Below are 23,584 nucleotides of genomic sequence, written 5' to 3'. Positions count from 1 at the left end.
ACGCGCGGACGAGAGCGAATCACGCACGGTTTTGGGCTTGATACACTGCGGAGCCGCATGCTGCCAGCTTGCGGCGGAAGTGATATGGGAACATCGGCAGGATGAGAACCGCTTATGAACGAGGCATGCCCGCCCCTGATCGACGGCAATGCCGCGGCCGCGCTGATCGAACCGCTGACGGAGCTGGTGATCCGGGCCGGCGAGGCCATCCTCGCGGTCAACCGCAGCGCCATGAAGGTCGAGGGCAAGAGCGACGGCTCGCCGGTGACTGAAGCCGATCTCGCAGCCGACCGCATCATTGGCGAGGGCCTGGCGCGGCTTGCGCCAAACGTGCCGTCGCTGTCCGAGGAGCGCACGCATCAGGCCAGGCCGCCCTACAGGGACAGCTTCTTCCTGATCGATCCGCTCGACGGCACCAAGGAATTCATCGCCGGTCGCAACGAGTTCACGGTCAACCTTGCCCTGGTGACCGAAGGAACGCCGCTGCTCGGCATTGTCGGGGCGCCGGCGCTGGGTGTGATCTGGCGCGGCATTGTCGGCCGCGGTGCCGAGCGGCTGATCGTCCGCGACGGCGCGCCACCGGTTGTCGAACCGATCCGCACCCGTCTCCACCCGCCGCTCGGACAACCATGGACCGTTGCGGTCAGCCGCTCCCATGCCGACGCGCGCACGAAGGCCTTTATCGCCGATCGAGGTGGCGCGGTGCGGGCCGAACTCGGCTCCGCGGTAAAGTTCGGGCGGGTGGCCGAAGGCAAGGTCGACATCTATCCCCGCCTTGCGCCGACCTCCGAATGGGACGTCGCGGCCGGCCATGCCGTGGTCACTGCCGCCGGCGGCAAGATCACTGATTCGCGGGGAGCGGCATTGCGCTTCGGCCAGCGCGACGATTTCATCGTGCCGGAATTCATTGCCTGGGGCGATCCCGCCGCGGCGCGCGGCTGAGCCTGCCGAGGGCGCTACTGCGCCAGCGTCTGCTCCAGCTCCGGCCAGCGCGCGGTGGCGTCCTTCAGGAAGCGTCCGGGATCGGCGACGAAGGCGTCCCGGTTTTCCTCCCGACCGAACAGATAGAGTCGCTGCCCGGCCACCGCCCAGAACCGTGGATTACCGGCATAGGTGACGCCACGGCCGAGAGCGACCGGGTCGTAACCGCCAAACTGCGGACCGTAGATTTCCGGATGGGCGACAAAGGAGGCGCGGTTGCCTTCATTGCGAAAGCGCCAGACTGCGCCGGCCTGCGCGGCCTCAAAGTCCGGCAGGCCCTGAACGGCAGCGGCATCGGTGAAATAGGCCACCGGATCGAATCCCTCGATCGCGAGGCCGGAATAGTGATTGACCACCACCCGCTCGGTCGTTGCGGCCTGGACTGCCGAATCAATGCCGACCAAAGCTAAAAGACCGGTGACGAAGATGAAAAAGGCTATTCCGGGGCGCCGGCGGCATATTTCCTGCCGTTGTACCGTCATAGTTGCTATCGATAACATTCGAGTCGAGGGGACACTGGGCGCAACCTAGGGCCGAGCTTGTTGGCGTCAGGTTAAGGCGGCGACCGGAATTTCGATAGCAGGGGTTCTTTATGAGTTTCGCATCACGGCTTGTCGCGGCAGCGTTCGCCGCGCTGATGTGCTGGACCGCGCCGGTTGCCGCCCAGCAGGCCCCGCCGCCGCAATATCCGCCGCCGCAGCGCGAGCCTAGTCCGAACACCTATGGACCGGACGAACTGGTCTCCGCCGGCCACAAGTTCTTTGGAAACGTCTCGCGCGGACTAGCCTCCGTCATCGAGCGCGCGGTCAGCCAGTGGGGCCTGCCCAATGGCTACGTGCTGGGTGAAGAAGGCTCCGGCGCTTTCGTCGCAGGTCTGCGCTACGGGGAAGGCACGCTCTATACCAAGAATGCCGGCGACCTGCGGGTCTATTGGCAGGGGCCGTCGGTCGGCTTCGATTGGGGCGGTGATGGCGCCCGCACCATGACGCTGGTCTACAACCTGCCCTCCACGCAAGCGATCTACCAGCGCTTCGTCGGCATCGACGGCTCGGCCTATATCGTCGGCGGTTTCGGCATGACGGCGCTGACGGCCAACAACATCGTGCTGGTGCCGATCCGTTCCGGCATCGGCCTCAGGCTCGGCGCCAGTGTCGGTTATCTGAAATATACCCCTCGCGCGACCTGGAACCCATTCTGACCCTGCCGTTAACGCCTTAACGCGAATCCATAACCCTTGGACGGGCATTTGGCTGGCGTTTTGCCGGCCGCCCGTGGCATTGTGATTAACGACTTATTATCGCAGGAGTAATCCGTTCATGGTCGAACCGATCATGTATCTGGCGATCGGTTTTCTGGTCTCGATGCTGTGCGGTCTGATGATCGTGCCGCTGGTGCATAACCGGGCGGTCCGGCTGACGACGCGTCGCATTGAGGCCGCAACCCCGCTGTCGATGGCCGAGATCCAGGCCGACAAGGACCAGTTGCGCGCGGAATTCGCAATGTCGGCGCGGCGGCTGGAGATGAGCGTCGAGCAGCTCAAGAGCAAGACCACGAGCCAGTTGGCCGAACTCGGCAAGAAGACCGACGCGATCAACCGCATGAAGATCGAGCTTGGCGAGAAGAACGCCGCGATCTTTGCGTTGGAGGCGCGCGAAAAGGCGATGAAGGAGCAGCTTCGCGCCACCGAAGAGGAGTTCGCCGCCAAGACCGAGCAGTTGCGCGCCGCGGCGCAGGCACTGGCGGACAAGCAGCACGAGCTCGGCAAGATCAATGCCGAACTGAGCGACCGCTCGATGACGGCGGACAGCCGTCAGATCGAGCTGGTCTCCGTCCGCACCCAGATCGAGGAATTGAAGGACCGGGTCAGCGACGCCGAAAAGGACTTCGCCGCAACCCAGGCCCGCCTGGTCCAGGAACGCAGCGAATCCGAGACCGCGACCCGCGAGCTCGCGGAGGCGCGGAGCCAGGTCGCGAATCTGAGCCAGCGCGTCGCCGACCTCGACGGCCAACTGACCGCCCAGGTCAAGGAAGCCGAGACGCTCGGCAACCGCGTCAACGAACTGGAGGGGCGGCTTGCGACCCAGGACAAGCTCTTGGCCGAACGGGAATTCGAGAACAACCAGCTCCGGCAGGCCAATGAGGCCGCCCAGCGCACGGTGAAGGAGCTGCGCGACGAGATCGCGGCGATGAACGGCGGCAAATCGCCCGCCCTCGAAAAGCTCGAGACCGAGAAGGCCGCGCTGGAAGAACAACTGCGCATCGCCCGCGACGAACGGTCGAAGCTGCAGCGGGACATCGATGCGATCCCGCAGCAGGAAAACGCGCTGCTGCGCGAGCGCATCAACGACATCGCCGCCGAAGTGGCGAAGCTGGCGATCCAGCTCGAAGGGCCAAATTCGGCGATCGAGGCCATGCTGGCCGCGGAGCCAGCAGTACCGGCCAAAGTGGGGCCGAAAGCCGCCAAGGGCGCCGCGAACGGCGTGCCCGCGGCGAGCGGCCTGCCCGAAGGCGGCGGAACGCTCGCCGAACGCATCCGGGCCCTGCAATCCCGCGCGGCCCGCGCCCGTCAGCAGGGCGCATAAAGGCGCTTTGGCGCTTCGGTGGTCTGCTTTGGCTTGACACCCTACCCCGCCCTTCGTAAATCGCGGGTTCTGGCCCAAGCCTGTTTCCGGCCGGTCGCCTCTGGCTTTCGGTCGCGCCAGATCCCGGACGCATAGCTCAGCGGGAGAGCGTTCCCTTCACACGGGAGAGGTCCAAGGTTCGATCCCTTGTGCGTCCACCACCACCGCGCCTGACGACCCTGCAAACACGCTGCGGACAGGCTCGATCCGACCTGAGGCCGGCACCCGACGGTAGTCCCCTCAAATCCCGAACATCCAGATCGCGACGATGGTCGCTATCGTCAGCAGGCCGCTGATGGTCCAGCCGACGGCGTAAAGGGCGTCGTCGTGCCCGCTGCCAAGCATCGCATCCGTCTGATCGGTGGTCGATCGCCAGCGCATGGCCGTCTCCTCAAGCCTACCCCGAAGACCAGAACGCCTGGCGGGCGTCGCGGGTTCCCGCGTCGTGCGCGGCGGCGGCAGGCCTCACAGCACGGCTGCGATGAGCCCGAGCTTCAGCGCCTCGTTCGCCTCGACATACCAGTTTGACGGAGCGCGCCGGATGACCTCCTCCAGCGTCACGCTCGAACCGTTGATGAGGTTCTGAAATCCCTCGTTCTGGATCTCGATCGAGCACTGGATCTCGTTGATGGTCGCCTGCACATTGGCAAGACACGCCGTGAGCGGCCCGTCGATGTTCAGCGTCCGCGTCAGCTTGCGCTCGTGGATCATGAGGCGGGAGCCCCGGGTCAGATAGCGGTTCTCGCGTACGAAGAAACTCATGAAGGTGGTGCCTGCGGAATAGATCGCGGCCTTGCCAAGGAATACGAAGCGGCGCGCCGGCTCCATCTCGCTCGCAAAGCGGATGTCCTCGCCCATCATCCGTGCCACCTCCGGGTCGCCGCCAAGGGTCGAGAGCTCGACCACGACGAGGTCCCGCCCGGCGGCATTGTCGAATTGCTGGCGGAAGCTGACGTACATGCTGTAGTCGACCACGCCCGAGAGCACGACGGCGGGATTCTTGAAGGCGGAAGCGGGAAGGATATCGGCGGCCATCCTGGTTACCTGTTGTCGGCGTGATGAGAAAACGAGCAGAGGGTCGGCGTGACGGTGCGGCAGTTCACGCGCCGCTCACGGACAGCTGATCTCTGCAACGGAACTGGAAGCATCGCGGTTCCGTTGGTGGCGGGGGCCAACTTGGGAGAACCATCCGATGCGTAAACTGATTATCGCCGCCACCGCTCTTGCTTTCATTTCGTCGGCAGCTTCAGCACAGACCTCCGACAAGGCCGGCGGCGCCGCAGGTCCCGCGGCGCAGAGCGACAATGCGAGCAAGGACGACGCGTCGAAAATGGCGCCGAAGAAGAGCTCGAAGAAGGTCGCCAAGAAGTCGTCGAAGAAATCCGGCGAAGACACGATGCATCAGTAAGACAGGATTCTTGGGGAGAAAGGCCGTCCTTCGGGGCGGCCTTTTGACGTCCCTGTCCTCCGCTCGCCTGCTCTCCCTCGCCGGATTTCCACTGGATCTGCAGGCTGCTGCATTCGCTACAAGGAACATTTCCCTTGGTGTGGCATTACCGGCTGTGCACCCGCGGGCAAGGATGTGATGCTGAACCTCCTGGACAATTCGGACGAAGCCGAGATCGAAAAGATCCTGGCCCATCACACCGCCATCAACGCCGCCGCGAACGACAGCGGTTCCCGCGAGAAGCAGTTTCGCGATGTGCTTCAGGCGCTGCCCGCGGCGATCTACACCACGGATGCGAACGGTCGCATCACCTTCTTCAACCAGGCCTGCATCGATTTCGCCGGACATGTGCCTGAGATCGGCGGCATGTGGTGCGTGAGCTGGAAGCTGTTCCGCCCGGACGGCACGCCGCTTGCGCATGAGGATTGCCCGATGGCGGTCGCGCTCCGGGAGAACCGTCCGGTCCGCAACGTCGAAGCAATTGCCGAGCGGCCCGACGGCTCACGCATCTGCTTCATGCCCTATCCCACGCCATTGCGGGACGCTGCCGGCCGGCTGATCGGGGCCGTCAACTTGCTGGTCGATATCACCATGCGCAAGCAGGCCGAGGAACGCATGATGCGGCTCGCCTGGGAGGTCGATCATCGCGCCAACAATCTGCTGGCGGTGATCCAGGCGATCCTGCGCCTGACCAAGGCCGACACCGCGGAGGAGTTCCGGGCTGCCTTCCAGGGGCGGCTCAGCGCGCTCGCCAATGTGCATCGCCTGTTCTCGGTCTCGCACTGGACCGGCGCCGACATTCGGGCGATCGTCGAACAGGAGCTCAAGCCCTACGCCGCGTCCAACTCGAAGCGGGTCGCGATCAACGGTGGCAATCTGAGGCTCACGGCCGCGCTGGCGCAGGCGATTGCGGTCTCCGTGCATGAGCTCGCCGCCAACGCCGCGAAATATGGCTCCCTTTCCAGCCCCGCGGGCAGGATCGACGTCAGTTGGCAGACCGACGAAGACGCCAATCTCTCGCTGCGTTGGCAGGAGAGCGGCGGCCCGGAGGTGGCCGAGCCGACCCGGACCGGATTTGGCGTCAGCGCCGTCGACGGCGTGGTCCGCACCTTGAGCGGCACCATCACCCGGCAGTGGAAGCCGGACGGGCTGATCTGCGAATTCTGCTTCCCGGATATCGCGGCGTAGCCCCCTACATCTGCACTTCGATCAGCCTCGGTCCCGGCTCGGCGATCGCCTCCGCGAGGGCCTTGTTGAACTCGTCGGCGGTGGCGACCGCGCGGCCCGGCACGCCCATGCCCTTGGCAAGCGAGACGAAGTCGATGGTCGGCCGGTCGATCTTCAGCATGTCCTGCGCCCGCTTGCCCGGTTCGCCGGCGCCGACGCCGTCGAACTCGCCGCGCAGGATCTGATAGATGCGATTGGCGAACACGATGGTGACGACGTTGAGGTTCTCGCGCGCCTGCGTCCACAGCGCCTGAATCGTGTACATCGACGAGCCGTCGCCGACCATGCAGATCACCTTGCGATCCGGAGCGGCCACAGCAGCACCGGTCGCGACCGGCGGCGAGAAGCCGATCGAGCCGCCCATGTTCTGCAGCCAGTCGTGGGGCGCCGCGGCCGCCGTCGGCGGGAAGAAGCCGCGGCCCGTGGTGATGGATTCATCGACCACGATGGCGTTCTCGGGGATCGCACACGCAATCGCCTGCGCGATCGTGGCAAAGGTCAGCGCGCCGGTCGGCTTCGCAAGCTCGACGAGCTTCTGCGGCTTGACGTCCTGCGGCTTGGCCCCGAGCGCGCCTGCGAGCGCCTCCAGCGCCGCCACCGAATTCTCGCCGCCCGCGGTCATGCGATGCACCTCGCAGCCCTCCGGCTTCAATAGGCTCGGCTTGTTCGGATAGGCGAAGAAGGCGACGGGGTCGTTGGCCTCGACCAGCACGATGTTCTTGAAATCCTTCAGCATCGGCAGCGCCTGCTCGATCACGTAAGGTATGCGGTCGATCAGGAAGCGGCCGCGGCCGCGCGCCATCTTCGGATTGTAGGTCTGGCCCATCACCTTGCAGCCGGTCTTGCCGGCGATCTGCTGCGCCAGCGCCAGGCCATGCTCGGTCAATGCGCTACCGGTCAGCAGCAACAGGTTCTGCGCGCCGCCTTCGCGCAGCACCTTGGCGGCCTTCTCCACCGCGTCCGCCGAATAGTTCGGGCGTTGGCTTTCCGCCGGCACCTGCGCGATGCCATCGGCCTCGTTCCAGGCGGTGTCGGCCGGCAGGATCAGGGTCGCGATCTGCGGCGGCGTGCTTTTTGCGGCGGCAATCGCGGCAGCGCCGTCGGCGGCGACGGACTTGGCGTCCGGCGAAGTTCTGACCCAGGCCGACATCGGCCGCGCCAGGCCCTCGATGTCGGAGGTCAGCGGCGCGTTGTAGCCGATGTGGTAGGTGGCGTGCTGGCCGACGATGTTGACGATGCCGGAATTCGCCTTCTTGGCGTTGTGCAGGTTGGCAAGGCCGTTGGCGAGACCCGGGCCGAGATGCAGCAACGTCGATGCCGGTGTTTCCTTGATACGGAAATAACCGTCGGCCGCGCCCGTCACCACGCCCTCGAACAGGCCGAGCACGCAGCGCATGCCCTCGACCCTGTCAAGCGCGGCGACGAAATGCATCTCCGAGGTGCCGGGATTAGTGAAGCAGACGTCGACGCCGCCCTCAACCAATGTCCGCACCAGACTTTCCGCACCATTCATGTCTCGCTCCCGCATTCTCGCGATGATGTTGTGTTGGCTGAGGCCCAGCGTCCAAAGCCCAGATCAACCATTGTTCACCCGTTTCGTCAAAGGGTTAGCGGAACATTGCTGCCATCGTTTCCGATGTGTTGCCTTTTTTAACCGCCGCGCCGGAAAATCTGCCGCTCACGGCGGCGTGGGTTGCGAATTTAAACAACTTATGGCCTCACTTTCGCAGGCTGGGGATGACGCGAGGAAGGCGATGACACGGGGCTGGGTTTTGCTGTCTGCGGCGCTCTTGATGCTGGGAGGCGCCGGCCAGGCGCAGGCCCAATTTTTCGACACGCGCGACATCATGGGCGGCGGCCCGAACTTCTTCGGCACCGGCGCGAGCCCGATTCCACGTTCGACTGTGATGTACCCGACCAATTACGCGCCGGGCACCATCGTCATCAACACCGCGGAACGGCGGCTCTATCTTGTCCTCGGCAACGGCCAGGCGCTGCGCTATGGCATCGGGGTCGGCCGCGACGGCTTCCGCTGGAGTGGAACCCATCGCATCACCGCCAAGAGGGAATGGCCGAGCTGGACCCCGCCGGCGCAGATGCTGCGGCGCCGCCCCGACCTGCCGCGTCACATGGCCGGTGGCATCGATAATCCGCTCGGCGCCCGCGCGATGTATCTCGGCTCGACGCTCTATCGCATCCATGGCTCGAACGAGCCCGAGACGATCGGACAGGCGGTATCGTCGGGCTGCTTCCGCATGACCAATGAGGATGTGACCGATCTCTATAGTCGCGTGTCCGTCGGCACCACCGTCGTCGTCAAGAACTAGCACGCCCGGGAACCGGCGCTGGCGTACGCAAGCGTGTTCTATCCAAGCTTGCGCGCGAGGAGTGATTGCGGCAGCGTCATCGCGATGTGCACGCTTCGCCGTATCCTGGCTATCCTCGCCCTCGCGATCGCTTCGGCCGCGATCACGCCGGGCCCGGTCGCGCCGGCATGGTCGGGCGAGAACCCGTCGATCGCCTCGCGCCAGCGCAACGAGAAGAGAGCCTTCACCGATAGCGAGATCACCGAAGGCTTCATGAAGACGGCGTTCGGAGCCGAGTACCACCTCGCCGGACGCGTCGACCGCATCCGCAAATTTGACGCCCCCATCAGGGTATTCGCCGACGGCACCCGCGCCGACCGCAAGGCGCAGCTTGCAAAGATCGTCGGCGACATCGCCGCCAAGGTCCGGCATCTCGATATCGCCATGACCGAGAGCAGCGAGGACGCCAATGTCAGGGTGAGGCTGGTGCGCGACCGCGATCTCTTTCGCACCATCACCACCTTCTACGGCAGCGAGCGGGCGAAGGAGATCCGCTCCTCGCTCGATCCGCAATGCCTGAGCGGCTTTCGCAAGAACGACAATTTCGAGATCGAGCATTCCGACGTGATCCTCACGGTCGACAACGGCGATTTCGTTTTCTTCGATTGCGCCTATGAGGAACTGCTGCAGTCGCTCGGCCCGATCAACGACACCTCGAGCGTGCCCTGGACCATGTTCAACGACAACGTCTCGATGGGCTATTTCGACATCTACGACCAATACATCCTCAATCTGCTCTACGATCCCCGCATCAAGCCCGGCATGACCGTGCAGGAAGTCAAGGCCGCGCTGCCCGACGTCCTCACCGACGTCCGCGCCTGGGTGAAGAAGGTGAACAATCTGCCGGAGTGACGACGGACGGAGAGATCTGATTCAATTGTCAAACAGCTTCTCCGCTGTCATCGTCCGGCTTGACCGGACGATCCAGTATTCCAGAGGCGGTGGTGCTTATGCCGAGAGGCCGCCGGGTACTGGATGCCCCGCCGGAGCCTGTCATCGGGCGGCGCGTACGCGCCGACCCGTTGGCGGGGCATGACGGTGGAGAGGATGTGAGTTCGCGTTCTCGCGGCATTGATTGCCCGAGCTTTGCGTCTCGTTTCACCCTCTCATCGAAGTGAGGGCGCAGGGAAAGCCGGGTGCCGGTTGCACCCGTGGGCCCCGTGCAAAAAAAAGCACGGGGGTAGGACCACAGGTCAACCGAAGCAACTCCGGCTTTCCCTGCGCGATGGTTTACGGCTTACTTCGTGCTCTTCTCGGTGACCGGGCTTTCTTGCCACCGTCGCCCTGTTCAACGAACAGAACTTAGCGCCAGCGTCGGGGCGCCAGAACCACACGACTTCGCCGTCCGCTGATAGCTGCGTTCGTCGTTCGCAGCACCCGCGTCCACCGCATCTCACCGCAACGTTCGTGACGATCGCGACCCGCCCCTCTCTTGGGTGAGACGCGCGGAGTTAAATCACTGATTTGCCCGACGGCGAAAGCGGAATGTTTTTCGCGCAAGGGCTGGACGGGGCAAATCACTTTGGAATTGCTCGCTTAATTCGTCTCGCCGCGCATGCGCTATCAGCCCCTCATGGTGAGGAGCGCGCAGCACGTCTCCGGACGATGCTGCGCATCGCCTTGAGAACCATGAGGCCCCAGTCTCGCCCGTGGCCCATCCCTCGAGATGCCGCTTCGCGGCTCCTCGGGATGAGGGCGAGTGTGTGGCGCGTGCCTTGCGGCTTACGCTGCGCTCGTCTTACAGCTTGGCGCTGGTGCTGCAGATCGACTTCAGGGCGCGCCATTCTTCTGCGGTCAACAATGGCGGGCCGCTGGCGGGGCGGTCTTCGCGGGCCATGCGGGCGAGGCGGTCTTCGGTCATGGGGTGGCTTGCGATCAGCGACAGGCCCTTGTCGCCTTCCTTGCCGGTGATGCGGAACATCAATTCGCCCATCGGCTTGGTCGGCCGGCCGAGCCGGTGCATGGTCTCGATCGCAAAACTGTCGGCGTCGTGTTCGGCTTCGCGGGAATGCGATGCGTTCACCAGCGTTCGTGAGGCGAAGATCACGGCGCCGGAGCCGGTGATGTCACCGAACAGCAGCCCGATCAAAAATGAGGTGCCGCTGTTGTGGATCACGGCGCGCAGGCTGTCGCGATGCTGGAGATGGCCGAGCTCGTGGGCGAGAATGCCCGCGACCTCATCGACATTCTCTGCCTTCGCGAGCAGCCCGTCCAACACATAGACTTTGCCGCCCGGCAGCGCGAAGGCGTTCGGGATCGCGGTCGAGAGCACGCCCGATTGCACCGAAGTGTCCATGCCGGCGGATTCGCGCAGCGTGTTGACGAGCTTTTCGAATGCGCGCCGACCGGCGGCGTTCTCGCAGAGCTTGCCGTCAAACACCACCTTCACCTGGCTGTCGGCGACTTCGCCGAGCCGACGCTCGAACGAGGCCGGCACCAACGGCGCCAGCCGGTCGGCGGCAAGCGGCACGCCGAACAGCACGACCAGGATGATCGACACGGTCGCCGCCAGCGACCAGCCGACGATGGTCGCAACACCGCGGCCGCCGAGCACATGCTCTTCGAGCTTTTTGCAGCGCGCGACCAGCTCCGCGGCAAGCACGACATCGCGGATCTCGAGCCGCGCCAGCGCGGGCGCCGAGGTGCAAGCGAGCCGCAGCTTGCCGGACGGACTGTCAGCGCGGCGGATGTCGGCATAAGGCCAGACGGCGAGCCGGTCGCCGTGCTCCTCGATCTCGAGCGCTTCGCCAAGGCGCAGCGTGACGGTGCGACGCTTGCTCGACCTGCCGTCGAAATAGAAGGCGTTGCCCGGTCCGCTATCCATCACTCCGCTCATGGGTCAAAAGCCTCCGACGTCGAGACCGTCGGCGAAGCCCTCGCCGAGCGCATTGGCGAGCTCGCCTCGGGCGGAGACATTGGCCGTGGCTTCGATGCCATGGACGATCGTCGACCCCAGCACCCTCACCCAGAGATCGCGCATCAGATAGACGCGGATCACGACATTGATGGCAAGTGCAAACAGGAGGTAGCCAAGGCCCAGGAACACCAGGAACGGAATGCTCCTGGCAAATTCCTGGGTCGCGAAGAATTCCTTGAACGACGTTGCGCTCATGCTCGCGGCCAGCCCGGCCGATAACGCAAGCCAGGCCGCGAACACGAGGCCGAGCACCACGATCCAGCCAGTCACTTTCCAATAAAGCCCGATCAGCGCGCTGCGCTTCAGCGTCGATTCCAGCCGCACCTCGCCGAAGCGGATGCCGGACAGCCACCATCGCCACTCCACCGCCTTGTAGGCGCCATAGATGAAGGGCGCCAGCGGCAAGAGATAGAATGCAACCGGCGTCAGCAGCCAGAGCCACCAGCCGCGCTTGAAGAACTCCCAGCCGCGCCCCTCGAACTTGCCCTGCAGATCACCGTAATAGGAATGGCGCATCTTGTAGCGCTCGAGCGCCGCGGCACGCCACGGCAGCGCCGGGCCGAGTGTGACGACAACCAGCAGTCCCCACAGCGCCGCCATGCCCGCATAGGCCCAGCCCGAGCCGCTCATCCAGAAGCGAACGCCGCGCCAGACCGTCCGCGTCAGGCGGTAGCGGCGCGCGCGGAAGATCGCGAACTGCCCGAACAGATAGAAGAACGCCACCAGCGGAAGGCTGGCGAAGGCTTGCGCACGCTCGGCCTCGAGGCCAACCAGGAAATAGGCGAGGTAAATCGGCACCAGAATCGCGAGCGCGACCAGGAAGCCGATCAGGAGCTCCTTGCCGCGGCCGGTATATTCGGCGGCATCGCCGTCGATCTCGGTGTTCGACCAGAGATGGCGGCGCATGTCGGTCGCCAGCCAGAACCGGTAGAAGCCGAGCGTGATGAATTCGAGCCCGGCACCGCGCTTGACCAGGTCAAAGAACTCGCGGCGGCCGCCGGTAAACGCCACCGGCATCGGCGGCGGGACAGGCCGGGGCGGCGGTTGCGGCGGCCCGATCGGGGTCCAGCTCATCTCGTGCACGGGTGAACTCCAGGCGGCAGGTTTGCGCGGCGCGCAGAGAACCACAGATTTATCAAAGGAAGTGTGATCGAGATGTCACCGGGGAGTCGAGGCCGCGGTGGTTTGCCTGCCGGGTGGACGACAGAGGTATCCGGTGCCGTCATTCCGGGGCGTCCGAAGGACGAGCCCGGAATCCATTGCGCCACTCGTGCAGTCGGAGAAATGGATTCCGGGCTCGCGCCAAGAGGCGCGCCCCGGAATGACCGGGCGATATATGGTAACGGCACCGTGGCCAGGCTGGAGCGTAACCAGGAGCGCCTGCAAACGCGGACACAGACCCGGGTTGCGCTTCGCTCCACCCGAGCTACGCCGTTCCATGTTGAGTGCCCGCTACGCGGTCTTGTCGAAGAGTTCGCGGCCGATCAGCATGCGGCGGATTTCGCTGGTGCCGGCGCCGATCTCATAGAGCTTGGCATCGCGCAACAGCCGGCCGGTCGGGTAGTCGTTGATGTAGCCGTTGCCGCCGAGGAGCTGGATCGCGTCGAGCGCGCATTGCGTCGCTTTCTCGGCGGCATAGAGGATCGCGCCGGCGGCGTCCTCGCGCGTGGTCTCGCCGCGGTCGCAGGCTTTCGCCACCGCATAGACATAGGCGCGCGAGGCGTTCATCGTGGTGTAGATGTCGGCGACCTTGCCCTGCACGAGCTGGAAGGTGCCGATCGGCTGGCCGAACTGCTTGCGCTCGTGCACATAGGGCATCACCACGTCCATGCAGGCCTGCATGATGCCGATCGGCCCCGCCGCCAGCACCACGCGCTCATAGTCGAGGCCGCTCATCAGCACGTTGACGCCGCGGCCAACCTCGGCGAGCACGTTCTCCTCCGGCACCTCGCAATCCTCGAACACCAGCTCGCAGGTGTCGGAGCCGCGCATGCCGAGCTTGTCGAGCTTCTGCGCGGTGGAGAATCCCTTCATGCCCTTCTCGATGATGAAGGCCGTGATGCCGCGCGGGCCCGCATTCGGATCGGTCTTGGCATAGACCACCAGCGTATCGGCGACGGGGCCGTTGGTGATCCACATCTTGTTGCCGTTGAGCACGAAGCGGTCGCCCTTCTTCTCGGCGCGGGTCTTCATCGAGACCACGTCGCTTCCGGCGCCCGGCTCCGACATTGCGAGCGAACCGACATGCTCGCCCGAGATCAGCCTGGGCAGATATTTCCGCTTCTGCGCCTCGTTGCCGTTGCGGCGGATCTGGTTGACGCAGAGGTTGGAATGGGCGCCATAGGACAGGCCGACCGAAGCGGAAGCGCGGGAGATCTCCTCCACCGCAATGCAGTGCTCGAGATAGCCGAGGCCGGAGCCGCCATATTCCTCCTCGACCGTGATGCCATGCAGCCCGAGCGCGCCGATCTTCGGCCAGAGATCGCGCGGAAACTGGTTGGTGCGGTCGATCTCGGCGGCGCGGGGGCCGACCTCGTTGCTGGCGAAATCGAAAACTGTCTCGCGGATCGCATCCGCGGTCTCGCCCAGGTCGAAATTGAACATCCGTTGCGCGTTGGGAATCATGTCGGGCGACCTCCGGCAGAGTGGCTTGTTGCTCCTAGGCTTATTCGCTGCCGGCCCCGTTGTCACGGGCTCCATCTCAGGCTCCTTCCCCCTGAAAGGGGGAAGGCTGGGATGGGGGGTTTGCCACAAGTTGCGCTGCCCGAGTGGCGAAGGCTGATCCCCACCCGGAATTCAAACTGCGTTTGAATTCCGCTCGTCTTGGTCCGCAAATGGGGCGAGGTGGAATCCGATGCGGCCAAATGTGCCAAACTCGCGCTTGCCCTGCGCGGCGCGGCAGGTTGTAATTCCCCAAAAATGCGCCCGGCGGAACAACCGCTCCGGGTCGATCCAGGGAGATGCGCCATGCACGGGACGATCGATCGCCTCGAGAACGAAACCCGGGAGGCCGCCCGCGAGCGCGCCTATTCGATCCCGCTGGAGCAATTCGACCCCGGCGACCCCGAACTGTTCCGCACCGATTCGTTCTGGCCCTATTTCGACCGGCTGCGCCGGGAAGAGCCGGTGCACTACTGCCGGGACAGCCTGTTCGGGCCCTATTGGTCGGTGACCAAATATAACGACATCATGGAAATCGAGACCAACCATTCGGTGTTCTCCTCCGCCGCCTCGCTCGGCGGCATCACCATCCGCGACATCGCCCCCGACCTGCGCCGCGAGAGCTTCATCGCGATGGACCAGCCGCGCCACGGCGCCCAGCGCAAGACCGTGGCGCCGATGTTCACGCCGACCCATCTCGACCAGCTCGCGATCAACATCCGCAAGCGCTCGAGCGAATGCCTCGACAATCTGCCGCGCGGCGAGGTGTTCGACTGGGTCGACAGGGTCTCGATCGAACTGACCACACAGATGCTGGCCGTGCTGTTCGATTTCCCCTGGGAGCAGCGGCGCAAGCTGACCCGCTGGTCCGACGTCGCCACCACCCTTCCGGGCGCCGGCGGGCTGGTCGCGACCGAGGACGAGCGGCAGGCCGAGCTGATGGAATGCGCCAGCTATTTCTCGCGGCTGTGGAAAGAGCGGATCGAGCAGCCGCCGAAGAGCGACCTGCTCTCGATGATGGCGCACAGCCCGGCAACACGCGACATGGATCCGAAGAACTTCCTCGGCAATCTGATCCTGCTGATCGTCGGCGGCAACGACACCACGCGCAACACCCTCTCCGGCAGCATCTATGCGCTGAACCGGAATCCGGAGCAGTATCGCAAGCTGAAGCAGAACCCCGACCTGATCGACAGTTTCGTGCCGGAGGTGATCCGCTGGCAGACGCCGCTGGCGCATATGCGCCGCACCGCGATCGAGGACATCGAGTTCCGGGGCAAGCGGATCAAGAAAGGTGACAAGGTTGTGATGTGGTACGTCTCGGGCAATCGCGACGAAGAAGTGATCGAGCGTCCCTATGAATTCATCATTGACCGCGCCCGTCCACGCACTCACATTTCGTTTGGCTTCGGCATCCATCGCTGCGTCGGCCTCAGACTTGCCGAATTGCAGTTGAAGATCATCTGGGAAGAGATCCTGAAGCGCTTCGATACGATCGAGGTGGTGGAGGAGCCGAAGCGCGTGTATTCGAGCTTCATCAAGGGATATGAGACGCTGCCGGTCCGCATCGCGGGCTAGCGCTTCCAAGGAGCTGACAGCGATGAACGTCCAGACTGCAGTCAGGGTCGACAAGAACGAGCTTATGCGCCAGGCGCGGGAGGAGGCCTATTCGACGCCGCTGAAGGATTTCCATCCCGGCGCGCCGAGGCTGTTCCAGAACGACACCCTGTGGCCCTGGTTCGAGCGGCTGCGCAAGGAAGAGCCGGTGCATTACTGCACCAACGCGCCGATCGAGCCGTACTGGTCGGTCACCAAATACAACGACATCATGCATGTCGACACCAATCACGGCATCTTCTCCTCCGATGCCCGCCTAGGCGGCATCGGCATCCGCGACATGCCGGTCGGCTATGACTGGCCGAGCTTCATCGCGATGGACCAGCCGAAGCACTCGGCGCAGCGCAAGACGGTGTCGCCGATGTTCACGCCGACGCATCTTGACGAGCTTGCGAAGCTGATCCGCCAGCGGTCGCAAAAGGTGCTGGACGGCCTGCCGCGCAACGAGACCTTCAACTTCGTCGAAAGGGTCTCGATCGAACTGACCACCCAGATGCTGGCGACGCTGTTCGACTTCCCTTGGGAAGAGCGGCGCAAGCTGACACGCTGGTCCGACGTCGCCACCGCGCTGCCCAAGAGCGGCATCGTGGACTCGCCGGAACAGCGGCGGCAGGAGATGGACGAATGCTACGCCTATTTCGCCAGGCTCTGGAACGAGCGCGTCAACGCGCCGCCGCGCAACGATCTGTTGTCGATGATGGCCCATAGCGACGCGACGCGGCACATGGACCGCGACAATCTCATGGGCAATCTCATCCTGCTCATCGTCGGCGGCAACGACACCACGCGCAACACCATGACCGGCTCAGTGCTGGCGCTGAACGAGAATCCGGAGCAGTACGACAAGCTCAGGGAAAATCCTGGTTTGATCGACTCGATGGTGCCGGAGGTGATCCGCTGGCAGACGCCGCTCGCCCATATGCGGCGCACGGCGCTTCAGGACACCGAGCTCGGCGGCAAGACGATCAAAAAGGGCGATCGCGTCGTGATGTGGTACGTGTCCGGCAACCGCGACGAGGAAGTGATCGACCGTCCCAACGAATTCATCATCGACCGGGCGCGGCCGCGCACGCACCTGTCGTTCGGCTTCGGCATCCACCGCTGTGTCGGCATGCGGCTCGCCGAGCTGCAATTGAAGATCGTCTGGGAGGAGATGCTGAAACGCTTCGATCGCATCGAGGTGGTCGGCGAGCCGAAGCGGATCTATTCCAGCTTCATCAAGGGCTACGAGACCCTGCCGGTGCGTATTCCGGGGTAACGGACAGCGCCTCCGTCATTGCGAGGAACGAAGCGACGAAGCAATCCATGGTTCCGCGCGCGGAGAGATGGATTGCTTCGCTTCGCTCGCAATGACGTGGAGAGAGCCGCGCACACAACTCTGTCCCCTCACCCTGAGGAGGTCGCGCAGCGACCGTCTCGAAGGGTGAGGCCACCGGCGGGGCCTCATGGTTCGAGACGCGCTGCGCGCTCCTCACCATGAGGGGCAACAGCGCCGTTATAAAAACCCGGCATGACAGGGTGAGCCAGATGCGAAGGGAATATCGCGCGCGCCTGGCTTAAGCCTTGCTGCATTGCTGCGCATGTTGCCGCAATGGCTTTACGCCAGCTTGATGTCCCACAGGCCTTCCTTGCGGCAGGCGGCGACCTCCTCGCGCAATAGCGTGGTGACGGCAGTGGTCGCGATCGAGGCCGGGCGGTCGACCGGAGAGGCAATGACGAGTTCGCGCGACAGCGGCTTTGAGATCGCCGCCGTTTCCAGCCGGCCGTCGGCGACTTCGCCCCGCACCGAGGACGGCGGCAACAGCGCAAAGCCGAGACCCTCCTCGACCAGGCTGGTGAGCACGCGGAACGAATCCGCCTCGAGCTGGACGTTGAGCTTGATCTTCTTGAGCGCCGCGGCGTGCTCGATGAGGGCGCGCAGCCCATGCGAATGACTGGGCAGCACCAGGCGCTGGCGCAGCAGCCAGCCGATCTCGACCTGCTTCTTGCGCGACAGGCCGCAGCCGCGAGGACCGACGGCGACGATCTGGTCGCGGCCGAGCGGCTGCGCCGCCAGATGCAGGTCCGCGGTGCGGCCGTAGATGATCGACAGATCCATCTCGCCGCGGTGCAGCCATTCGATCAAATGGCCGCTGTAGCTCTCGACGATCCGCAGCGAAATGCCCGGGAAATTTTCCACGCAGCGGCGGGCGAAGCGCGCCGACAGCACGCAGCTCACTGTCGGCACCAGGCCGAGCACCACGCGACCCGACGGCGGGCCCTGTGCGGACTGGATGTCGTCGCGAATCTGGTCGACCTGGCGGACGATGCCGGAGGTGCGCGCGAGCAGCAGGCGTCCGGCATCGGTCAGCACCATGCCGCGGCCGTTCCGCGTGAACAATTCAGCGCGCAGCTCGTGCTCGAGCAGCTTGATCTGCCGGCTCAGCGCCGGCTGAGCTATGCGCAGCGTGTCGGAGGTCTTGCTCAGGCTCCCGAGTTCCGCGACGCAGGTAAACGTCCTAAGCTGGCGGAAATCCATGCTTGCCAATCTTGGAATGCTACTTCATACGCTATAACAAAAGAGCATAGGGAGTTTACGCCGGCGCCACAACGGTCCGCCGAGCATTCAAATCCACCTTCCCTTGAACGAACGCGCCGGTGATTTCCGATGACCGCACCAGAACAGCATGACGACTATTCCGACATCCGCGATGCGGTGGCAAAGCTCTGCGCGCAGTTTCCCGGCGAATACTGGCGCAAGCTCGATCGGCAGATGGCCTATCCGAAGGAATTCGTCGAGGCGCTGACGCAGGCGGGCTATCTCTCGGTGTTGATCCCCGAGGAATATGGCGGCGCGGGATTGAAGCTTTCGGCAGCCGCGGCGATCCTGGAGGAGATCCAGCGCGCCGGCTGCAATGGCGGCGGCTGCCATGCGCAGATGTACACGATGGGCACGGTGCTGCGGCACGGCAATGCCGAGCAGAAGGCGAAATATCTGCCGAAGGTTGCGAGCGGCGAGTTGCGGCTGCAGGCCTTTGGCGTGACCGAGCCGACCAGCGGCACCGACACGTCGTCGCTGAAGACGTTCGCGCGGAAGGATGGCGACCACTACGTCGTCAACGGCCAGAAGATCTGGACCAGCCGCGCCGAGCATTCCGACCTGATGATCCTGCTCGTGCGCACCACGCCGAAGGAGCAGGCCAAGAAACGCACCGACGGTCTGTCGGTGTTCATCGTCGACATGCGCGAGGTCAAGGGCAAGGGGCTGGAAATCCGCCCCATCAGGACCATGATGAACCACGCGACGACGGAAGTGTTCTTCACCGACATGCGGGTGCCCGCGGAGAATTTGATCGGCGACGAGGGTAAGGGCTTTCGCTACATCCTCTCTGGCATGAATGCCGAGCGCATCCTGATCGCGGCCGAATGCATCGGCGACGCCAAATGGTTCATCGCGAAAGCGACCAACTATGCCAAGGAGCGCGCCGTGTTCGGCCGGCCGATCGGCCAGAACCAGGGAATCCAGTTCCCGATTGCGAAAGCCTACGCCTCGATGCGCGCGGCCGAATTGATGGTGAAGGAAGCGACGCGCAAATACGAGGCCGGACTCGATTGCGGCGCCGAGGCCAACATGGCCAAGATGCTGGCGGCGGATGCATCGTGGGAAGCGGCCAATGCCTGCGTGCAGACCCATGGCGGGTTCGGCTTTGCCGAGGAATACGACGTCGAGCGCAAGTTCCGCGAGACCCGGCTCTACCAGGTGGCGCCGATCTCGACCAATCTGATCCTGTCCTTTGTCGCAGAGCATGTGCTTGGCATGCCGCGTTCGTACTGAGGAAAGACGCATGCTGCCGCTCGAGGGACTGACAGTCATCGCCGTCGAACAGGCGGTCGCCGCACCGTTCTGCTCCTCGCGCCTGGCCGATGCCGGCGCGCATGTGATCAAGATTGAACGCCCCGAAGGCGATTTCGCCCGCGGCTATGACGCCGCCGCCAAGGGCCAGAGCAGCTATTTCGTCTGGCTCAACCGCGGCAAGGATTCGGTCGTGGTCGATCTTGCGACCAGGGAAGGCCGCGCCGCGCTGGAGGAACTGATCGCCGGCGCCGACGTGCTGCTGCAGAATTTGAAGCCCGGCTCGATGGACAAGCTAGGCTTCTCGCTCGCGCGGCTGCGCAAGGATTATCCGAAGCTGATCTGCTGCACCATCACGGGCTATGGCGATGAAGGGCCGTATGCCAATCGCAAGGCCTATGATCTCCTGATCCAGGCCGAGAGCGGGCTTGCCTCGATCACCGGCGGGCCGGAGGGTGCCTCGCGCGTCGGCATGTCGATCGTCGATGTCGCGACCGGCGCGACCGCGCATGCCGCGATCCTGGAAGCCTTGATCGCACGCGGCCGCACCGGCGTGGGCGCCGACATCCGCATCTCCATGTTCGACGTGATGGCGGACTGGCTCACCGTGCCGCTGCTCAATGCCGAGGACGGCAAGCCGCCGAAGCGCATGGGCCTCGCCCATCCCTCGATCGCGCCCTACGGCGTGTTCCGCTCCAGGGACGGCAAGGAGATCCTGATCTCGATCCAGAGCGAGCGGGAATGGAAGAAGCTGTGCGCCGAGGTGCTGGGCCAGCCGGACCTGCCGAGCGATCCGCGCTTCGCCAACATGGTCGAGCGGGTGCGCAACCGCGCGCTGACCGATCAGACCGTCGGCGACGCCTTCGCGAAGCTGACACGTGACGAGCTGTTGCGGAAGCTTGCGGACGCCGACATTGCCTTCGCCGAGGTCAACACCATGGACGATCTCGCGCACCATCCGCACCTGCGCCGAATCGAGGTCGACACGCCGAACGGTCGAGTGACCTATCCGGCGCCGGCCGCGATCTTCGTCGGCGAGCCGCGCCATTATGGTGCGGTGCCGGCGATCGGCGAACAGACCAGCGCTAACAAGATCTCTCCCGCGCGAGCACAGTCATGAGCGAAAAACTCGACCTCGAGCATCTCAGGCAATGGATCGGCCGCACCAGCGAAGCCTCCGACAGCGTCACCGCGCAGCTCGTGAAAGGCCTGCGCGCGACGCTGTTCCAGGAGATCGGCGAGCCCAAGGCGGGCGATGCCGCGCCGTTCACGGTGCATTGGTGCCTGGCGCAGCCGGTGTTTCCGATGTCGGAGCTCGGTCCCGACGGCCACCCGACCCGCGGCGGCTTCCTGCCGCCGGTGCCGCTGCCGCGGAGGATGTGGGCCGGCGGCGAGCTTGAATTCCTCGACGCGCTGCGCGTCGGCGACGAGCCGAAGCGCGTCTCGCGCATCTCCGATGTCACGCTGAAGACCGGCTCGACCGGCACACTGTGCTTCGTCTCGGTGCAGCACGAGGTGACGACGCCGCGCGGGCTCGCGATCCGCGAACGGCAGGATATGGTCTATCGCGAGATGACCAGCACGCAGCCGGCCGCACCTGCGAAGGCTCCGCCCTCGCCGCCGGTCGCAAAGCACCGCGAGAGCCACATGGCCGATCCGGTGCTGCTGTTCCGCTATTCGGCGCTGACCTTCAACGGCCACCGCATCCATTACGACCGCGACTACGTCACCAAGGTCGAGGGCTATCCCGGCCTGATCTTCCACGGACCGCTGCAGGCCGCGCTCATCGTCGAACTGGCGGCCAGGCTTCATGGCGGCCAGCCGCCGAAGAAGTTCGTCTATCGCGGCGTGCAGCCGCTGTTCGAGGGCAGCGAGTTCTCGGTCAACGCCAATGAGAATGGCGAGGGCCTGGAACTGTGGACCGCCAATTCCGATGGGCAGCCGACCATGAAGGGCACGGCGATGTGGTAGAAAGTCGTCATTGCGAGCGCAGCGAAGCAATCCATGCCTCCAGGTGCGGATAGATGGATTGCTTCGCTGCGCTCGCAATGACGGAGTAAAACAATAAAATTGGGAGAATCGCCTGATGTCGTCGCGCAAGCCGGCCGCCACGAACAGCAAAGCCGTCAGCGTCAAGGACGCGACGTTCGGCCTGCTCCGCGCCTTCGGCATCAACAAGGTGTTCGGCAATCCCGGCTCGACCGAATTGCCGTTCCTGAGCGACTGGCCCGACGACATCGACTATGTGCTGGGCCTGCAGGAGGCTTCCGTGGTCGGCATGGCCGACGGCTATGCGCAGGCGACGCGGAACGCCGGTTTCGTCAATCTGCATTCGGCGGCCGGGGTCGGCCACGCGCTCGGCAACGTCTTCAACGCCTATCGCAACCAAACGCCGATCGTGATCACCGCGGGCCAGCAGGCGCGCTCGATCCTGCCGCTGCAGCCATTCCTCTATGCCGAGCGCGCCACCGAATTTCCGCAGCCTTACGTGAAATGGGCAGTCGAGCCGGCGCGGCCCGAGGACGTGCCGGGCGCGATCGCGCGCGCCTATTACATCGCGATGCAGCCGCCCTGCGGGCCGACCTTCGTTTCGGTGCCGGTCGACGACTGGAACCGGCCGACCCAGCCGGTCGAGGCCCGCAACGTCAGCCGCGACATCGGGCCTGATCCGGCGGCGATGAAGGCGCTGGTTGCGGCGCTCGCCGAGAGCAAGCACCCTGCCCTCGTCGTCGGCCCCGCCGTCGACCGCGCGCAGGCGGTCGATCTCATGGTCAAGGTCGCGGAGAAAGCCAAGGCTTTGGTATGGGTGAGCCCGTTCGCGGCGCGCTGCTCCTTCCCCGAGCGGCATCCGCAATTCGCAGGCTTCCTGCACGCGTCCCCCGGGCAATTATCGGAGGCGCTGCGCGGGCACGACCTCGTGGTCGTGATCGGAGCGCCCGTATTCACCTTCCATGTCGAGGGTCACGCCGCGATCTTCGATGGCGCGACCACGTTGTTCCAGATCACCGACGATGCAAGCGCCGCGTCGTTCACGCCGGCGGGCAACAGCATCATCGGCACGATGCGGCCTTCGCTTGCGATGCTGCTCGAACTGTTGCCCGAGACAAAACGCGCCATGCCGGCGGGCCGCACATTGCCGCCAGCGCCCGCGGCCGGCGATCCGATCTCCGCTGAATTCCTGATGCATTCGCTTTCGGCCGCGATGGGGCCGGACGATGTGCTGGTGGAAGAGGTGCCGTCGCATCGCCCGGCGATGCAGAAGTTCATGCCGATGCGCGGGCAGGACAGTTTCTACACGATGGCGAGCGGCGGCCTCGGCTACAGCCTGCCGGCCGCTGTCGGCATGGCGCTTGGCCGCACCAATTGTCGCGTGGTCTGCCTGATCGGCGACGGCTCGGCAATGTATTCGATCCAGGCGCTATGGACCGCGGCGCAGCGGAAACTGCCCATGACCGTGGTGGTGATCAACAATTCAGGCTACGGCGCGATGCGCTCGTTCAGCCAGGTCATGCAGGTGCGGAACGTGCCGGGACTGGAATTGCCTGATCTCGATTTCGTCAGGATCGCCGAAGGCATGGGCTGCGACGCCGCACGCGTGACGAAGGCCGCGGAGCTTGCGGGCGCGCTGAAGCGCGGATTGTCGCATGAGGGCACGAGCCTGGTCGAGGTGATCGTGGATTCCGCGGTGCCGCTGCTCTACGCGCAGAAGAGCTAACGGCCGTAGCCCGGGTGGAGCGCAGCGCAATCCGGGGCCGACAGCGTGCACGTTCTTCCCCGGATTACGCTGCGAGACTGGGCAAGAATAGTTTTGAGCGTCCGGCTAGGCTGGCGCGCTCAATTCCGGACAGATCCTAGCTTTTGGGCAGAAGATCAGGGTGTGGAAGCCGGCTATGGCCGCTGACGCAATGTTGAGCA

Annotated in this window: 21 protein-coding genes and 1 tRNA gene; 14 read left to right on the top strand and 8 right to left on the bottom strand. The window is 64.7% G+C overall.

From position 1 onward, the window contains the following. Positions 1-114: 114 nt before the first annotated feature. Positions 115-942: a 3'(2'),5'-bisphosphate nucleotidase CysQ gene (gene cysQ, locus I6F35_RS04695; RefSeq protein WP_225116490.1), complete on the top strand. Its 828-nt coding sequence runs from the start codon at positions 115-117 to the stop codon at positions 940-942. Between the two features lie 14 nt (positions 943-956). Here cysQ and I6F35_RS04690 read toward each other — a convergent pair whose 3' ends face one another. Further along, complete coding sequence (locus I6F35_RS04690) at positions 957-1,481, bottom strand: YHS domain-containing (seleno)protein (protein ID WP_225116489.1); 525 nt, start codon at positions 1,479-1,481, stop codon at positions 957-959. Between the two features lie 92 nt (positions 1,482-1,573). On the opposite strand from I6F35_RS04690, the gene I6F35_RS04685 reads away from it, so the two are divergent. From I6F35_RS04685 to I6F35_RS04675, 3 genes are all read left to right on the top strand, one after another. Then, complete coding sequence (locus I6F35_RS04685; RefSeq protein ID WP_225116488.1) at positions 1,574-2,179, top strand: DUF1134 domain-containing protein; 606 nt, start codon at positions 1,574-1,576, stop codon at positions 2,177-2,179. A gap of 118 nt (positions 2,180-2,297) precedes the next feature. Beyond that, positions 2,298-3,563: a hypothetical protein gene (locus tag I6F35_RS04680; RefSeq protein WP_225116487.1), complete on the top strand. Its 1,266-nt coding sequence runs from the start codon at positions 2,298-2,300 to the stop codon at positions 3,561-3,563. Between the two features lie 125 nt (positions 3,564-3,688). Beyond that, positions 3,689-3,763 (top strand) — tRNA-Val (locus I6F35_RS04675). A 79-nt stretch (positions 3,764-3,842) separates the two neighbouring features. Here the strand turns inward: I6F35_RS04675 and I6F35_RS04670 are convergent. Together I6F35_RS04670 and I6F35_RS04665 are read right to left on the bottom strand one after the other, a co-directional pair. Continuing rightward, positions 3,843-3,983, bottom strand: coding sequence for a hypothetical protein (locus I6F35_RS04670; RefSeq protein ID WP_225116486.1), 141 nt, complete (start codon positions 3,981-3,983; stop codon positions 3,843-3,845). Between the two features lie 84 nt (positions 3,984-4,067). Continuing rightward, positions 4,068-4,637, bottom strand: a complete 570-nt coding sequence (locus I6F35_RS04665) for a peptidase S14 (RefSeq protein WP_225116485.1) — start codon at positions 4,635-4,637, stop codon at positions 4,068-4,070. A gap of 157 nt (positions 4,638-4,794) precedes the next feature. Between I6F35_RS04665 and I6F35_RS04660 the strand changes: the two genes are divergently transcribed. Continuing rightward, positions 4,795-5,010: a hypothetical protein gene (locus I6F35_RS04660; RefSeq protein ID WP_225116484.1), complete on the top strand. Its 216-nt coding sequence runs from the start codon at positions 4,795-4,797 to the stop codon at positions 5,008-5,010. Between the two features lie 177 nt (positions 5,011-5,187). Continuing rightward, a complete protein-coding gene (locus I6F35_RS04655; RefSeq protein WP_225116483.1) occupies positions 5,188-6,237 on the top strand; it encodes an HWE histidine kinase domain-containing protein in 1,050 nt (349 codons plus the stop codon). A 4-nt stretch (positions 6,238-6,241) separates the two neighbouring features. Here the strand turns inward: I6F35_RS04655 and I6F35_RS04650 are convergent, their stop codons facing one another. After that, positions 6,242-7,789 (bottom strand): acetolactate synthase large subunit, encoded by a 1,548-nt coding sequence (locus I6F35_RS04650; RefSeq protein WP_225116482.1) that lies wholly within the window; start codon positions 7,787-7,789, stop codon positions 6,242-6,244. A 241-nt stretch (positions 7,790-8,030) separates the two neighbouring features. On the opposite strand from I6F35_RS04650, the gene I6F35_RS04645 reads away from it, so the two are divergent. Continuing rightward, the gene (locus I6F35_RS04645; RefSeq protein ID WP_225116481.1) at positions 8,031-8,603 is read left to right on the top strand and encodes a L,D-transpeptidase; all 573 of its coding nucleotides are present in this window, start codon (positions 8,031-8,033) and stop codon (positions 8,601-8,603) included. Between the two features lie 84 nt (positions 8,604-8,687). After that, positions 8,688-9,494: a DUF2927 domain-containing protein gene (locus tag I6F35_RS04640; RefSeq protein ID WP_225116858.1), complete on the top strand. Its 807-nt coding sequence runs from the start codon at positions 8,688-8,690 to the stop codon at positions 9,492-9,494. A gap of 886 nt (positions 9,495-10,380) precedes the next feature. Here I6F35_RS04640 and I6F35_RS04635 read toward each other — a convergent pair. From I6F35_RS04635 to I6F35_RS04625, 3 genes are all read right to left on the bottom strand, one after another. Beyond that, on the bottom strand, positions 10,381-11,478 hold the full coding sequence (locus I6F35_RS04635; RefSeq protein ID WP_225116480.1) for a M48 family metallopeptidase: 1,098 nt from the start codon (positions 11,476-11,478) through the stop codon (positions 10,381-10,383). A gap of 3 nt (positions 11,479-11,481) precedes the next feature. After that, on the bottom strand, positions 11,482-12,633 hold the full coding sequence (locus I6F35_RS04630) for a DUF898 domain-containing protein (RefSeq protein WP_225116857.1): 1,152 nt from the start codon (positions 12,631-12,633) through the stop codon (positions 11,482-11,484). A 378-nt stretch (positions 12,634-13,011) separates the two neighbouring features. Beyond that, positions 13,012-14,184: an isovaleryl-CoA dehydrogenase gene (locus tag I6F35_RS04625; RefSeq protein WP_225116479.1), complete on the bottom strand. Its 1,173-nt coding sequence runs from the start codon at positions 14,182-14,184 to the stop codon at positions 13,012-13,014. Between the two features lie 342 nt (positions 14,185-14,526). Between I6F35_RS04625 and I6F35_RS04620 the strand changes: the two genes are divergently transcribed. Further along, the gene (locus I6F35_RS04620) at positions 14,527-15,798 is read left to right on the top strand and encodes a cytochrome P450 (protein WP_225116478.1); all 1,272 of its coding nucleotides are present in this window, start codon (positions 14,527-14,529) and stop codon (positions 15,796-15,798) included. Between the two features lie 22 nt (positions 15,799-15,820). Beyond that, entirely contained in the window at positions 15,821-17,095 is a 1,275-nt protein-coding gene (locus I6F35_RS04615; RefSeq protein WP_225116477.1) for a cytochrome P450, read from the top strand. A gap of 339 nt (positions 17,096-17,434) precedes the next feature. Here the strand turns inward: I6F35_RS04615 and I6F35_RS04610 are convergent, their stop codons facing one another. After that, on the bottom strand, positions 17,435-18,355 hold the full coding sequence (locus I6F35_RS04610; protein WP_225116476.1) for a LysR substrate-binding domain-containing protein: 921 nt from the start codon (positions 18,353-18,355) through the stop codon (positions 17,435-17,437). Positions 18,356-18,484: 129 nt separating this feature from the next. Here I6F35_RS04610 and I6F35_RS04605 point away from each other — a divergent pair, with 129 nt between their 5' ends. The 4 genes from I6F35_RS04605 (at position 18,485) to mdlC (ending at position 23,384) form a co-directional block, all read left to right on the top strand. Then, positions 18,485-19,651, top strand: coding sequence for an acyl-CoA dehydrogenase family protein (locus I6F35_RS04605; protein WP_225116475.1), 1,167 nt, complete (start codon positions 18,485-18,487; stop codon positions 19,649-19,651). A gap of 10 nt (positions 19,652-19,661) precedes the next feature. Continuing rightward, positions 19,662-20,789, top strand: coding sequence for a CaiB/BaiF CoA-transferase family protein (locus I6F35_RS04600; RefSeq protein ID WP_225116474.1), 1,128 nt, complete (start codon positions 19,662-19,664; stop codon positions 20,787-20,789). After that, positions 20,786-21,640, top strand: coding sequence for a MaoC family dehydratase N-terminal domain-containing protein (locus I6F35_RS04595; protein ID WP_225116473.1), 855 nt, complete (start codon positions 20,786-20,788; stop codon positions 21,638-21,640). Before I6F35_RS04600 ends, I6F35_RS04595 begins: the two co-directional genes overlap by 4 nt. 115 nt (positions 21,641-21,755) lie before the next feature. Next, the gene (gene mdlC / locus I6F35_RS04590) at positions 21,756-23,384 is read left to right on the top strand and encodes a benzoylformate decarboxylase (protein WP_225116472.1); all 1,629 of its coding nucleotides are present in this window, start codon (positions 21,756-21,758) and stop codon (positions 23,382-23,384) included. Positions 23,385-23,584 lie beyond the last annotated feature (200 nt).

Source organism: Bradyrhizobium sp. BRP22 (genome assembly GCF_020194175.1).
GTDB lineage: Bacteria > Pseudomonadota > Alphaproteobacteria > Rhizobiales > Xanthobacteraceae > Bradyrhizobium.
The sequence above is the reverse complement of the archived record's forward strand: the minus strand, read 5'-3'. Positions and strand labels throughout refer to the sequence as shown.